This is a genomic window from Acidovorax sp. A79 (assembly GCF_041154505.1).
GTDB lineage: Bacteria > Pseudomonadota > Gammaproteobacteria > Burkholderiales > Burkholderiaceae_C > Acidovorax.
This window is the reverse complement of sequence record NZ_AP028672.1, coordinates 4,742,682-4,756,837: the sequence shown is the minus strand read 5'-3', so window position 1 is coordinate 4,756,837 and position 14,156 is coordinate 4,742,682. Positions and strand designations below refer to the sequence as shown.

Annotated in this window: 12 protein-coding genes; 5 read left to right on the top strand and 7 right to left on the bottom strand. The window is 67.5% G+C overall.

What is annotated here, in order from left to right; genetic code table 11:
- Window positions 1-4 precede the first annotated feature (4 nt).
- Window positions 5-1,702, top strand: coding sequence for an AarF/ABC1/UbiB kinase family protein (locus ACAM51_RS21850; protein WP_218293784.1), 1,698 nt, complete (start codon window positions 5-7; stop codon window positions 1,700-1,702).
- 115 nt (window positions 1,703-1,817) lie between these two features.
- Here ACAM51_RS21850 and ACAM51_RS21845 read toward each other — a convergent pair whose 3' ends face one another.
- From ACAM51_RS21845 to ACAM51_RS21830, 4 genes are read right to left on the bottom strand one after another with little or no spacing between them, the layout of a single operon-like run.
- Window positions 1,818-2,657, bottom strand: a complete 840-nt coding sequence (locus tag ACAM51_RS21845) for a molybdate ABC transporter substrate-binding protein (RefSeq protein ID WP_218293782.1) — start codon at window positions 2,655-2,657, stop codon at window positions 1,818-1,820.
- A gap of 9 nt (window positions 2,658-2,666) precedes the next feature.
- Window positions 2,667-3,494, bottom strand: coding sequence for an extracellular solute-binding protein (locus ACAM51_RS21840; protein ID WP_369641841.1), 828 nt, complete (start codon window positions 3,492-3,494; stop codon window positions 2,667-2,669).
- On the bottom strand, window positions 3,491-4,219 hold the full coding sequence (locus ACAM51_RS21835; RefSeq protein WP_218341672.1) for a phosphate ABC transporter ATP-binding protein: 729 nt from the start codon (window positions 4,217-4,219) through the stop codon (window positions 3,491-3,493). Before ACAM51_RS21835 ends, ACAM51_RS21840 begins: the two co-directional genes overlap by 4 nt.
- Window positions 4,216-4,953 carry an ABC transporter permease gene (locus tag ACAM51_RS21830; RefSeq protein ID WP_218293776.1) on the bottom strand — a complete coding sequence of 246 codons (738 nt, stop codon included), beginning with the start codon at window positions 4,951-4,953 and terminating at the stop codon, window positions 4,216-4,218. Before ACAM51_RS21830 ends, ACAM51_RS21835 begins: the two co-directional genes overlap by 4 nt.
- Window positions 4,954-5,003: 50 nt before the next feature.
- On the opposite strand from ACAM51_RS21830, the gene ACAM51_RS21825 reads away from it, so the two are divergent.
- From ACAM51_RS21825 to ACAM51_RS21810, 4 genes are all read left to right on the top strand, one after another.
- Entirely contained in the window at window positions 5,004-6,125 is a 1,122-nt protein-coding gene (locus tag ACAM51_RS21825; protein WP_218293774.1) for a substrate-binding domain-containing protein, read from the top strand.
- 317 nt (window positions 6,126-6,442) lie between these two features.
- Window positions 6,443-6,982 (top strand): TRAP transporter small permease subunit, encoded by a 540-nt coding sequence (locus ACAM51_RS21820; protein WP_218293772.1) that lies wholly within the window; start codon window positions 6,443-6,445, stop codon window positions 6,980-6,982.
- Window positions 6,983-7,079: 97 nt separating this feature from the next.
- A complete protein-coding gene (locus ACAM51_RS21815) occupies window positions 7,080-8,600 on the top strand; it encodes a TRAP transporter large permease subunit (RefSeq protein ID WP_218293771.1) in 1,521 nt (506 codons plus the stop codon).
- Between the two features lie 34 nt (window positions 8,601-8,634).
- Complete coding sequence (locus ACAM51_RS21810; protein ID WP_218293769.1) at window positions 8,635-9,123, top strand: hypothetical protein; 489 nt, start codon at window positions 8,635-8,637, stop codon at window positions 9,121-9,123.
- Window positions 9,124-9,530: 407 nt separating this feature from the next.
- Here ACAM51_RS21810 and ACAM51_RS21805 read toward each other — a convergent pair whose 3' ends face one another.
- From ACAM51_RS21805 to dxs, 3 genes are all read right to left on the bottom strand, one after another.
- Window positions 9,531-10,613: a TRAP transporter substrate-binding protein gene (locus tag ACAM51_RS21805; RefSeq protein ID WP_218293768.1), complete on the bottom strand. Its 1,083-nt coding sequence runs from the start codon at window positions 10,611-10,613 to the stop codon at window positions 9,531-9,533.
- 224 nt (window positions 10,614-10,837) lie between these two features.
- Entirely contained in the window at window positions 10,838-11,920 is a 1,083-nt protein-coding gene (locus tag ACAM51_RS21800; protein WP_218293766.1) for a TRAP transporter substrate-binding protein, read from the bottom strand.
- A gap of 283 nt (window positions 11,921-12,203) precedes the next feature.
- Complete coding sequence (gene dxs, locus ACAM51_RS21795) at window positions 12,204-14,084, bottom strand: 1-deoxy-D-xylulose-5-phosphate synthase (protein WP_369641840.1); 1,881 nt, start codon at window positions 14,082-14,084, stop codon at window positions 12,204-12,206.
- Window positions 14,085-14,156: the final 72 nt, after the last annotated feature.

The following is a 14,156-nucleotide window of genomic DNA, read 5'->3' as shown; positions in this document are numbered from 1 at the left end:
CCCCATGCTCATAGAGACCCTGGACACGGCGCGCGACCTGGGGCGCCTGAAGGAAATTCTGGGTGTGATGGTGCGCCATGGCTTTGGCGACACCGTGCGCCGCCTCGGCCTGGCCGACAGGCTCGAACGCGCCGGCCAGGCCCTGCACTGGGCGCATGCCGCCGACCTGGCCCGCGTCGAGCCACCCGCCCAGGTGCGGCTGGCACTGGAAGAACTGGGGCCTGCGTTCGTGAAGTTCGGGCAGATCCTGGCGGGCCGCGCGGACCTCTTCGGCCCCGAGTGGATCGCCGAGTTTGAAAAGCTGCACAGCCAGGTGCCCGCCGTGCCCCTCGATGTGCTGCGCCCGCAACTGCGGGAAGACCTGGGGGCCGAGCCGGAAGAGGTGTTCGCCTGGTTCGACGCCACGCCGCTGGCCGCGGCCTCCATCGCGCAGGTGCACCGCGCGCGGCTGCGCGATGGCACCGAGGTGATCGTCAAGATCCGCCGCCCCGGCATTGCCGACACCATCCACGCCGACCTGCGCCTGCTGCTGCGCCTGGCCGCGCTGGCGGAGGCCGAACTGCCTGCGCTGAAACCTTACCGGCCGCAGCAGCTGGTGCGCGAGTTCGCGCGCTCCCTGCGCCGCGAACTCGACCTGGCCGGCGAATGCCGGCAGGCCGAGCGCATCGCGCTGAACCTGGCGCAGCTGCCCCACATCGTGATCCCGCGCGTGTACTGGGAGCACACCCGCGAGCGCCTGAATGTGCAGGACTTCATCGACGGAACGCCAGGCGGCGCGCTGGGGGCGCTGGTACCCGAAGCCGGATTCGACCGCTCGGTGCTCGCCCGGCGCGGCGCGCAGGCCGTGCTCAAGATGATCGTGGAGGATGGACTCTTCCATGCCGACCCGCATCCGGGCAACGTGTTCTACCTGCCGGGCAACCGCATTGCCTTCATCGACTTTGGCATGGTGGGCCGCCTGTCGCAGCGCCGGCGCGAAGAGCTGCTGCAGTTGCTGCTGGGCCTGGTGGAGCACCAGCCGCAGGCGGTGGCCGATGTGCTGCTGGACTGGACGGGCGACGAACACGGCGTCAACCTGGGCCAGCTGGAGACCGAGGTGGAGGCCTTCGTGGACCAGTACCACGGCGTGCCGCTGGCGCAGCTGAGCCTGGGCCAGATGCTGGCCGACGTGACCGCCATCCTGCGCGAACACCACCTGGGCCTGCCGGCGGACCTGGCGCTGCTGATCAAGGCCTTCATCTCCCTCGAAGGCATGGGCCGCAACCTGGACCCGGACTTCCACATGGCCACCGAGGCCCTGCCCCTGCTCCAGCAGGTGGCGCGCGACCGCTACCACCCCCGGGCGCTGGCGGGCCGCGCCTGGTGGACGCTGCGGCGCGCGCTATCGACCGTGGAGCAGTTGCCCGACGATGTCGCGCGGCTGCTGCGCAATGCGCGGCGCGGGCATTTTCAGGTGGGCATCGAGCTGGCCCACCTCAAGCGCGTGGGCGACCAGATCGACCGTTCGGCCAACCGGCTCGCGATGGCGCTGGTGATTGCCGCGCTGATCATCGGCTCGTCCATCGTGATGACCGTCAAGGGCGGACCCACGCTGTTCGGCCTGCCGGCTTTCGGGTTTCTCGGATTCTTCGGCGCGGTGGTCTGCGGCCTGTGGCTGGTGCGCGCCATCTGGCGCAGCAGCCACCACCGCGACGACGACTGAACACGGCGGCCCCCGGCGGCACCGGAAAAAAACACACGCCATGCCCACCCCACCAGGCGGGCGGGCATGGCGTGTGTACCCAGCAACCGCCGACCGACGCATTCGGATTCGGTTGTCAGGGCGGCCCGAACCCCAGCCGCCGCAGCACGGCCTGCGCCGCCGGTTGCCGCAGCGCGGTGGCAAACGCCTGCGCCGCAGCGGGGGCATCGGCGCGCACCGCCATGCCATAGGCGGCCCCCACCTGCAGCGCGGGGGGCAGTTGCACCACCCGCAAGCGCGGCACCTCGGCCTGCGCGGCCACCGCGTTCGTGCAATAGGTCAGAAACACATCGGCCTGGCGCTGGTCCATCACCCATGCGTAAGTGCCCCGGCCGGCGGGCGGCTTGGGCGAGTCCGCGCCCCCCGTGAGCTTCAGGGCCTTGGCATCCAGCTGGGCATAGGCGCCCGGCTGAATCTTGTCGGCCTGGCGGAACAGCGCCCAGGCGTAGTCGCCCGACGGGTCGGCCTTGGGCGTGGACGTGCCCACGCGCACGTCACTGCGCAGCAAGGTGGCCAGCAAGGTGCCGGGGGTGGCGCTGATCTGTTCGCTGGTCAGCGCACACAGCGCATTGCGCGTGAACACCACCGGCGCCCGCCAGCCGCCCCGGGCCGCCAGGCGCTCGGGATGGTCGGTGTCGGCCGAGGCAAAGACCTGGGCCGCCTCGCCCTTCTCGATGCGCTCGCGCAGCAGGCCCGAGGCCCCGAAGGTCAGCGCCACCTTCTGGCCGGTGCGGGCTTCATGGTCGCGCGCGATCTCGGTGAAGGCCTCGCGCAGGCTGCCGGCGGCATAGACCTGCACGGGTGCCTTTTCAGCGCCCAAGGCCTCGGCAGCCACCGTGGAACAGCCCGCCAGCGGCAGGGCCAGCACACAAACCACGGCCGCGGCCAAGGCCGCCGTCCTCACGCGGTGCTCCATGGCGCGTTCTCACGGGGCTGCGTTCGGGAAGAACAGCTGCTCGCCGCCAATCTTGTAGCTGGCGATGGCGGTTTGGCCCGCGGGCGACACCACCCAGTCCACGAACTTCTGCGCGTCCTGCGCCTTCACGTGCGGGTGTTTGGCGGGGTTCACCACCATCACGCCGTACTGGTTGAAGAGCCTGGTGTCGCCCTCGACCAGGATGGCCAGGTCGGCGCGGTTCTTGAAGTTGAGCCAGGTGCCCCGGTCGGCCAGCACGTAGGCGCCGCTCGATGCCGCGATGTTGAGCGCGGGCCCCATGCCGCAGCCGCATTCCTTGTAGCCGCTGCCCTTGGTGGCGTCGGCGCCCGCGAGCTTCCAGTAGCGCAGCTCGGCCGCGTGGGTGCCGCTCTTGTCGCCGCGCGAAATGAAGCCGCCGTTGGCCGCGGACAACTTCTGCAGGGCTTGCACGATGTCCTTGCCCTTGGTGCCCACCGGGTCGTTCCTGGGGCCGATCAGGATGAAGTCGTTGTACATCACTGGATAGCGCTTCACGCCCCAGCCATCGGCCACGAACTTTTCCTCGGCCGCCTGATCGTGCACGAACAGCACGTCGGCATCGCCCCGGCGCGCCATGTCCAGCGCCTGCCCCGTGCCCAGCGCCACCACCTTGGTATCGAGCCCGGTGGCCTTCTTGAACTCGGGCAGCAGGTAGCCGAACAGGCCCGACTGCTCCGTGGAGGTGGTGGACGCCATGGTGATGCTCTGCGCAAACGCGGAACCAGACGCTACCAAAACAATAGCTACCAGCGCTTTGGGTACCAGCGCTGCAGCGCGAAAAGGCTTGAAACTCGTCATACCAGCTCTCCTTTGACAAACAGACGGGCGGCCTCCGGCAGGGGGCCGTTGAAGAAATCGTGCACCGGCAGGTCGGCCACCAGGCGGCCATGCTCCATGTAGATCACGCGGCTGGCCAGGCGCTTGACCTGGCCCAGGTTGTGGCTGCTGAACACCATGGTCACGGGGTGCGCCGGGCCTGCCGCGCTGTGGCTGGCGGCAAAGTCGGCCATCAGGGCCTCGACCTCGCGCTTGGCATGCGGGTCGAGGCTGGCGGTGGGTTCGTCCAGCAGCAACACGTCGGGCCGCAGCGCCCAGGCGCGGGCCAGCGCCACGCGTTGCTGCTGCCCCCCCGACAGGGTGCGCGCGTTCTGCGCGGCGATGTCCCGCAGCCCCACGCGCTGCAGCGCCGTGAGCGCCGTGACTCGGGCATCGCGCCATCGCACGCCCCGCAGCCACAGGGCCAGCGCCACGTTGTTCCGTGCGCTGGTGCGCAGCATGTGCGGGCGCTGGAACAGCATGGCCTGGCGCAGCGCGGCATCGCACTGCAGGCCCCCCCCGCTGGCATCGGCCAGGCCGTTGAGCACGCGCAGCAGCGTGCTTTTGCCGCTGCCGTTGGCGCCCACCAGCGCGACGCGCTCGCCGGGGGTGATGCGCAGCGTGACACGGTCCAGCGCCTGCACGTGGCCGTAGCGCACGGTCACCTGGCGCAGGTCGACCCAGGGGTTTGCTAAGGGCCCGCTCATGCCGCCACCCCCACGGGGGTGCTGGAGGCAGAGCCGTCCACCCGTTCGCGCCAGCGGCGCACCAGCGCGATCAGCACATTGAGCGCCAGCACCACGGCCAGCAGGATGATGCCCAGCGCCAGCGCCAGGGGCAGGTCGCCCTTGCTGGTCTCCAGGGCGATGGCGGTGGTCATCACGCGCGTGAAGCCGTCGATGTTGCCGCCCACGATCATCACCGCGCCCACCTCCGAGATCGCGCGGCCAAACGATGCCAGCAGCACCGTCAGCAGGGCGTAGCGCTCGTCCCACGCCAGCAGCAGGGCGCGCAGCAGCGGGCCCGCGCCCATGGAGCGCAGCTGTTCGCCATGCGCGCGCTCGGCATCCTCCACCACCTGGCGCGTGAGCGCCGTGACCACCGGCAACACCAGGATGGCCTGCGCCAGCACCATGGCCTTGAAGCTGAACAGCCAGCCCAGCGAGCCCAGCGGCCCGCTGCGCGAGAGCACCAGGTACACCACCAGCCCCACCACCACCGACGGCACCGCCAGCAAGGTGTTGAGCACCGCCAGCGCGGCGCCGCGCCCGGCGAAGCGGGCCACGCCCAGCCAGGCGCCCAGCACCAGGCCCACGCCACAGGCAAGAAGGCATGCGGTGGCGCTGACCGACAGGGAGCGGCCCACGATGGTCCACAGGACAGGGTCGGACGAGAGAGTGAGTTGCAGCGCTGTGCTCGCGCTTTCCGAGAGTGTGGACATGGGTTCGGCTATCGTAGGCACCCAACCAATATCCAGCGATATGAACTCCCGTGCATAGGGTCCAACTTCACTACACACTCAGCCGCGATGCCGGCAACGCGCTGATCCGCAACCCGCTGCCCGAACTGCTGCAGGCGGTGGCGGAGCACGGGTCCATCTCCGGCGCGGCGCGGGGGCTGGGCCTGTCCTACCGCCACGTCTGGGGGGCCCTCAAGCGCTGGGAGGACCAGCTGGGCGGCGAACTCATCATCTGGGGCAAGGGCCAGTCGGCGCAGCTCAGCGAGTTCGGCGCCAAGCTGCTGTGGGCGGAGCGGCAGGCCCAGGCACGGCTCGCGCCGCAGATCGCCGCGCTGCACGCCGACCTGGAACGCGCATTCGCCGTGGCCTTCGACCCCCACGCCCATGTGCTCACCCTGTACGCCAGCCATGACGACGCTCTGGCCGCGCTGCGCGCCCATGCCGCGGCGCACGGCGGAACGGGCGCGCTGCATCTGGACATCCGCTTCACCGGCAGCGTGGATGCCATCCGCGCGTTGAACGAAGGGCGCTGCACGCTGGCGGGCTTTCACACCGTGGACAACGCCAAGGCGGACTCCCTGACGGCACGTACCTACCAGCCCCTGCTGCAGCCCGGGCTGCACAAGATCATCGGCTTTGCCCAGCGCACCCAGGGCCTCATCGTCGCACCCGGCAACCCGCTGGCGCTGCACGGCCTGGACGACATCGCCCGCACCGGGGCCCGCTTCGTGAACCGGCCGCTGGGCACCGGCACGCGCGTGCTGCTCGACGACCTGCTCGCGCAAGCCGGGATCGGGGCCACCTCCATCGCGGGCTATGCGCTCAACGAACCCTCTCACACGGCGGTGGCGCAGGCCGTGGCCGCGGGTGCCGCGGACGTGGGCATGGGCATCGAGCTGGCCGCGCGGGCGCGCGGACTGGGCTTCGTGCCGCTGGTGCACGAGCGCTACCACCTGGCATGCCTCAAGGCCAGCCTGGACCAGCCCGCCACGCAGGCGCTGCGCGCGCTGCTGCAGACCCCCGAATGGCTGGAGCGGCTGGGGGCCCTGCCGGGCTACACCCCCCTGCACTGCGGCGAAGTCCTGGCCATGAGCACCGTGCTGCCCTGGTGGCGCTTTGCCCGCCCCAAGCGCCGGGCACGCGCCACGGCCTGAGGGACGGAAGGGGCCCGGGAGTCCGCTGAAGCGACTCCGAAGCCACAGGAGGCATGGGCAGCAGGCCGCCCGCCGGGAGACGGCGCGGTGGGCTGACACCGGAGAAAAAGGCAGGAGAAAGAGGGGCAGACACCCGCCCCCCTGAGGAAAACCCCATGTCCGCGCGTCAGGCTTTCTTCAGCGGCGAAGGGGTAGGATGCGCGTTACTTTCGGACACCCGTTGGGATATTGCTGCGCGCCGTGCAGGCCGCGGACATGCCCCTGGGCCCAGCAGCGCATTGGGCCCGTCCCTTTTTTATACTCTCAGGAGACACCAAGTGTCAGCACTACTCAAATTAGCCTTGGGCATGGACTGGATTTCCGGCAAGCTCAGCAAGGTGGCCACGTGGACCGTCCTGGCCGCGGCGCTCATCTCGGCAGGCAACGCCTTCATCCGCTATGGCCTGGACCTCAGTTCCAACGCCTGGCTGGAGATCCAGTGGTACCTGTTCGCCGCCACCGTGATGCTGGGCGCCCCGTTCGTCCTCATGCTCAATGAGCACGTGCGCGTCGACATCATCTACGGCAAGCTGCGCGGCAACAAGCAGGTGTATGTCGATATCGCGGGCCTGGTGGTGTTTCTGCTGCCCGCCATGCTGCTGATCGCCTACCTGAGCTGGCCGCTGTTCACCCGTGCCTTCTTCTCGGGCGAAATGTCGGGCAATGCGGGGGGGCTGATCCGCTGGCCCGCCATCCTGCTCATGCCGATCGGTTTTTCACTGATGTTCCTGCAGGGCCTGGCCGAGATCATCAAGCGCGTGGCCTATCTGCGCGGCATCTACCAGATGAGCACCCACTACGAGAAACCGGTTCAGTAATCCGGCCCGCAAGCGCCGAACCATGAACCCGTGGTGCCGCTGAGCTGCGAAGCCCGCCGCGCCACGCTCTCAATTCCGGATTTTCAGGAACAACAAAATGCAAATGGAAAACTTTGCCCCGATCATGTTCGCGGGCTTGGTGGTGGTGATGCTGATCGGCTTCCCCGTCGCCTTCTCGCTGGCCGCGCTGGGGCTGGCCTCGGGCTTCTTCGCCATCGAGATGGGCTGGTTCCCCGCCGTCTTCATGGCCAACCTGCCCATCAATATCTTCGGGATCCTGAGCAACGAGCTTTTGCTGGCCATTCCGTTCTTCACCTTCATGGGCGCCATCCTCGAGAAATGCGGCCTGGCCGAAGACATGCTCGACTCCATGGGCCAGCTCTTCGGCACCGTGCGCGGCGGCCTGGGCTACTCGGTGATCATCGTGGGCTTCATCCTGGGGGCCATCACCGGCACGGTGGCGGGCCAGGTGATCGCCATGGCGCTCATCTCGCTGCCCGTCATGATCCGCTATGGCTACAACATGCGCTACGCCACCGGCGTGCTAGCCGCCTCGGGCACCATCACGCAGCTGGTGCCGCCCTCGCTCGTGCTGATCGTGATGGCCGACCAGCTGGGACGCTCGGTGGGTGACATGTACCGCGGCGCCTGGGGTCCCTCCATCCTGCAGGTGCTGATCTTCGCGGGCTACACGTTCATGCTGGGCGTCTTCAAGCCCCACTACCTGCCGGGCATCCCGAAGGAAGCGCGCACCATGTCGGGCGCCAAGCTGTGGCTCAAGTGCCTGCGCGGCATCATCCCGTCGGCCCTGCTGATCTTCGCCGTGCTGGGCTCCATGGGCGGCCTGCCCGGCATCGACACCGCCATTGCGACGCCGACCGAGGCGGGCGCCATGGGCGTGGTGGGCGCCATGGTCCTGGCCGCGATCCACAAGCGCCTGACGCTGGCCCTGATGTGGGAAGCCATGCAGGGCACCATGCGCCTGACCGCCATGGTGGTGTTCATCCTGATCGGTGCACGCGTGTTCTCGATGGTGTTCCAGGGCGTGGACGGTGCCAAGTGGGTCGAACACATGCTCTCGGGCCTGCCCGGCGGCCAGATCGGCTTCCTGATCGCGGTGAACCTGTTCATCTTCTTCCTGGCGTTCTTCCTCGACTTCTTCGAGATCGCCTTCATCATCCTGCCCATGCTGGGCCCCGTGGCCGACAAGCTGGGCATCGACCTGATCTGGTTCGGCGTGCTGCTGTGCGTGAACATGCAGACGAGCTTCATGCACCCGCCCTTCGGTTTCGCGCTTTTCTACCTGCGGGGTATCGCCAACACGCTCTTCAAGGAAGGCCGCATTCCCAAGCCCGTGCTGTCCAGCGACATCTACATGGGCGCGATTCCCTGGGTGATCATGCAGCTGCTGCTGGTGACCATCGTGATCTTCGTGCCACAGACGGTGACCATGTTCCTGCCCAAACAGGAGATCATCGACACCGACAAGGTCCAGATCGAGGTGCCGACGGATGACCTGATGCGCTCGGAAGCCACGCCCGATGCGGGCGGAGAAACCGCCGGCGAGAACCCTTTCGGCAACGCCCCGGCTGAAGCAGCGTCGGAACCGGCAAAGTGATGCACAACAGGCCCATCCCCGCGCTCCCATTGCCATGCTGAACCTCACCCCGCTGCCCCTGCCCGAGCCCTTTCGATTTACACCCGAGGGCGGCACGGTCGTGGGCCCCGCGTTCTCGCGCTCGTTCCGGCTCATGGCCACCGTGATCGTGGGCGGTTGCGCCCTGTGGTTCGCCCAGCTGTGGACACGGGGAGCGCTGGGCAACTCGGTGGGCACGGGCACCGGATGGTTCATCGCGGGCCTGGCGCTGATGGCCTGGACCTGGTGGAGCATCATGGTGAGCACCACGCGCATGGACACGAAAGGCCTGCACCAGCGCTGGGTGTGGGACAAGGCCATGCCCTACGACGACCTGGCCTATGTGCGGCTGATCCGCGTGCGCGGGTTCAGCTGGCTCATCGCTCCCCGCCTGTACGTGCGCACGCTCGCCGGCAAGTTCACGGTGTTCTATGGCGCCACGCCCGCACTGATCGGCGAGTTCGAGCGCATGGGAAAAGAGCTCAGCGCCTTCCGGCAATTCTGAGCCGCCACGGCTTCGTGGAGAGGCGGGCACTCCGAGAGGGGTGCCCGCCTTTTTCATGTTCTCCACACAATGGCGGGCCCGACTCGCCAACGCGCAGCGGCGACTACTCTCCTGGCGGACGTTCCCGGGGCCCGCGTGCAACCTCCCGCGCCTTGCCCCCAGGTCTCTTGGACACCCTCCGCACGGCCACCGGGGGGCGCTGCATGCCACACGCAGGGCAAGGTGAGCCAGGGTTTGGCCGTGGGTGGAGCTGCGTGCCCGGGGATGAGGAGCCCGGCGGCGGCCCCGGCTCCCGCTGCGTGGGCCCATCCTCTGGCGAGCGGACCGAACAGCGAATAGAAAAACGAAGTCCATGAAAAAACCGCGCCAGGGCGCGGTTTTCTTTTTGCACTGAGCGCGGTGGGGCGTCAGAGCTTGAGGGTCTGCATGTAGCTGTCGAAACGGCCTTCGGCCACGCGGAACCATGCCACCTGGTCGCGCTGGAAGTTGCGGAAGTCCGCATAGATCTTCTTCCACTCGGGGCTCTTGGCATCGTTCTCGGCGTACACCTCCTGGGAAGCCTTGAACGAAGCGTCCAGCACGTCCTTGGTGAAGGGCAGCAGCTTGATCTTCGCGCCGATCAGTTGCTTGAGGGCCACGGGGTTGCGGGCGTCGTACTTGGCCAGCATGTCCACAGCGGCGTGCGACGAAGCGGACTGGATGATGGCCTTGTTCTCGGCCGACAGGGCATCGAAGGCCTTCTGGTTGATGAAGAAGTCCACTTCAGGACCGCCTTCCCACCAGCCAGGGTAGTAGTAGTGAGGCGCCACCTTGTTGAAGCCCAGCTTCTGGTCGTCATAGGGGCCGACCCATTCCGCCGCATCGATGGTGCCTTTTTCCAGCGCCTGGTAGATTTCGCCGCCTGGCAGGCTTTGGGGAACAACACCCATCTTCTGCATCACTTCGCCGACGAGGCCGCCGCCCAGGCGCATCTTCAGGCCCTTAAGGTCAGCGACCGACTTGATTTCCTTGCGGTACCAGCCGCCCATCTGCGTGCCCGTGTTGCCGCCCGCGAAGCTCAGCATGCCGTAGCCTGCGTAGAACTCGTCCATCAGCTTGCGGCCGTTGCCGTGCATCATCCACGCGTTCATCTGGCGCGAATTCATGCCGAACGGGATCGCGGAGCCCAGCGCGAACGCGGGGTTCTTGCCGTAGAAGTAGTACGGCACGGTGTGGCACATTTCCACGGAGCCTTGCTGCACGCCGTCAGCCACGCCCATGGCGGGCATCAGTTCGCCGCCAGCGTGCACCGAAATCTCGAACTTGCCGCCCGACATGGCCTTCACCGCATTGGCAAACACCTCGGCACCGCCGTAGATGGTGTCAAGGGGCTTGGGGAAGCTCGACGCAAGGCGCCAGCGCACGGCAGCCTGTGCGTGAACGGCAGGCGCAACACCCGCGGCCAGCACGCCCGCGATGCCCGCATGCTTGATGATTGAACGACGATCCATGTGGTTATCTCCGAAAACTCGATTGCACAACTTGGCGCAACGGGCGGTAACCCACGGGCCAAGAACCTTTTTACCGGAGTCGATTGTAGGAACATGCCCAGTGCCGGATTTGCGGGTTTTCCCGTGAAATCCCAGACGCCCGATCAGGGCTTCAGGGTTCTGCAAGCATCGGCTGCGCCCCGCGCACGCAAGGCCGCAACGGGCCGCATCGCCCGCAAGCGGCGTCAGATCTTCTGCGCCGACATGAAGGTGTCGTAGCGCGCTTCGGCAAAGCGGAACCAGAGGATCTGGTCGCGCTGGAAGTTGCGCATGTCCCCGTAGATCTTCTTCCACTCGGGGCTTTTGGAATCGTTGTGCGCAAAGACCTCCATGGACGCCTTGAAGGCCGCATCCATGACACTTTGCGAGAACGGCAGCACCTTGGTCTTGGCGGCCACCAGCTGCTTGAGCGCGGTGGGGTTCAGCGCGTCGTACTTGGCCAGCATGTCCGCATGCGCGATGGCGGCGGCCGCCTCCACGATGAGCTTGTTGTCGGCCGAGAGGCCGTCGAACGCCTTCTTGTGGATGAAGAAATCCACCTCGGGCCCGCCCTCCCACCAGCCGGGGTAATAGTAAAAGGGCGCCACCTTATTGAACCCCAGCTTCTGGTCGTCATACGGCCCCACCCATTCGGCGGCGTCGATGGTGCCCTTTTGCAGGGCCTGGTAGATCTCGCCCCCCGGAATGCTCTGCGGAATGGCGCCCAGCCGGGACATCACTTCACCCACCAGACCGCCGCCCAGGCGCATCTTCATGCCCTTGAAGTCGCTCGGGCTCTTGATCTCGCGCAAGTACCACCCGCCCATCTGCGTGCCGGTGTTTCCCCCCGCGAAACTGACCATGCTGAAGCCGGCGTAGAACTCGTCCATGAGCTTGCGCCCATTGCCATGGAGCATCCAGGCGCTCATCTGGCGCGCGTTGAAGCCGAAGGGGATGGCCGAGCCCAGCGCGAAGGCGGGGCTCTTGCCGTAGAAGTAATACGGCACGGTATGGCACATCTCGACCGCGCCGCCCTGCACGGCGTCCACCACGCCAAATGCCGGCACGAGTTCGCCCCCCGCGTGCACGGAGATCTCGAAGCGGCCGTTCGTCATCACTTTCACGGCCTTGGCGAACACCTCCGCGCCGCCATAGATGGTGTCCAGCGACTTGGGGAAACTGGAGGCCAGGCGCCACCGGATGGATGCCTGCGCAAACACCGCGGGCGCCACGCCGGTGGCCAGGACCCCTGCGATACCTGCGTGTCTGACGAGAGAGCGGCGATCCATAGAACTTGTCTCCAAGAGGGGTGTTGGCAGGCGCGGGCGCATGGCGCCATTGCGGCGCTGGCGAGGGACGGGCACTGTTGCCTTTTGTCGCAATTGTAGGAGGAGGGTCCGCGGCTGGCCCTCTAGGTTTTCCCGGGCACGCAAGGCCATGCGCGGCACCGGCTGGCGGCCCCGCCGTCAGCGCCCCACCCTGTCCCGGAAAAAAGCAGAGGGCGCGGCCTGCGCATCCACCCACGGCATGCGGCCGTCGGCGAAGCCAGTCCGCGCAGCGCGGCCGTTCGCCCTAGCCCGGGAACCGCTTCTCTATCGCGTTGCGGATTCCCGCCGCGTCGAGCCCCTGCAATGCCAGGAGCCTGGCCGGATCGCCGTGCTCGATGAACACGTCCGGCAGGCCCAGCTGCAGCACCGGGCGCACGATGCCCATGGCGTTGAGCGCTTCGGTCACGGCGCTGCCCGCGCCGCCCATGATCGCGCCTTCTTCCAGCGTGACCAGCGCATCGTGGCGCTCGGCCACTTCACGCAGCAGCGCCTCGTCGATGGGCTTGGCCCAGCGCATGTTGACCACCGTGGCGTCCAGCGCCTCGGCCGCTTCGAGCGCGGGGTACAGCAGCGTGCCAAACGACAGGATGGCGATGCGCGGGGCACCGGCACGGGTGCCCTGGCGCTCGCGGCGGATCTCGCCCTTGCCAAAGGGCAGGCTGTCCAGGCCCGCCAGCGGCGCCACGCCCGCGCCGCTGCCGCGCGGGTAGCGCACGGCCACGGGGTGGTCCTGCTCGAAGGCGCTGCTCAGCAACTGGCGGCATTCGCGCTCGTCGGCCGGGCAGGCCATGCTCATGTTCGGGATGCAGCGCACAAACGGGATGTCATACGCCCCGGCATGCGTGGCGCCGTCCGCGCCCACCAGCCCGGCACGGTCGAGCGCGAACACCACGGGCAGGTTCTGCAGCGCCACGTCGTGGATCAGCTGGTCGTAGCCGCGCTGCAGGAAGGTGGAGTAGATCGCCACCACGGGCTTGACGCCCTCGCAGGCCATGCCGGCGGCGAACGTCACGGCGTGCTGCTCGGCGATGCCCACGTCGTAGTAGCGGTCCGGAAAGCGCTTTTCAAACTCGACCATGCCCGAGCCTTCGCGCATGGCGGGCGTGATGCCCACCAGGCGCCCGTCGTGCGCGGCCATGTCGCACAGCCACTGGCCGAACACCTGGGTGAAGGTGGGCTTCGGCGCGGCGCTGCTCTTGACCAGGCCCACGGCCGGGTCGAACTTGCCGGGGCCGTGGTAGGCCACGGGGTCGGCCTCGGCCAGCTTGTAGCCCTGGCCCTTCTTGGTGACCACGTGCAGGAACTGCGGGCCCTTGAGGCTCTTGATGTTCTCGAGCGTGGGGATCAGCGAATCGAGGTCGTGGCCGTCGATGGGACCGATGTAGTTGAAGCCGAACTTCTCGAACAGCGTGGCGGGCACCACCATGCCCTTGGCCTGCTGCTCGAAGCGCTTGGCCAGCTCCAGCAAGGGCGGCACGGGGCGCAGCACGGTCTTGCCCACGTTCTTGGCGGCGGCGTAGAACTGGCCGCTCATGAGCTGGGCCAGGTAGCGGTTGAGCGCACCGACGGGCGGGCTGATGCTCATGTCGTTGTCGTTGAGCACGACAAGCAGGTTGGCGTCGGCCACGCCGCCGTTGTTGAGCGCCTCGAAGGCCATGCCGGCGCTCATCGCGCCGTCGCCGATGATGGCCACCGCATGCCGGTCTTCTCCCTTGCGCTTGGCGGCCAGCGCCATGCCCAGTGCCGCCGAGATGCTGGTGCTCGAGTGCGCCGTTCCGAAGGTGTCATACACGCTTTCCGCCCGCTGCGGAAACCCCGAGATGCCGCCCAGCTGGCGCAGCGTATGCATGCGGTCGCGCCGGCCGGTCAGGATCTTGTGGGGGTAAGTCTGGTGGCCCACGTCCCACACGAGGCGGTCTTCGGGGGTGTTGAAGACGTGGTGCAGCGCCACGGTCAGCTCCACCGTGCCCAGGTTGGAGCTGAGGTGGCCGCCGGTCTGGGAGACGCTCTGCAGCACGAACTCGCGCAGTTCGGTGGCCAGCGCCTTGAGGTCTGCGCGCGAGAGCTTGCGCAGGTCTGCCGGGTCATTGATGTTCTGCAGCAGGGGAAAGGACGTCGTGGACATTTACTATTCTTTTTATAGCTTCCAGCGCTTTACCGATAAGCGCCAGTGGCCAGTTTGGTATGTTTCTTCATC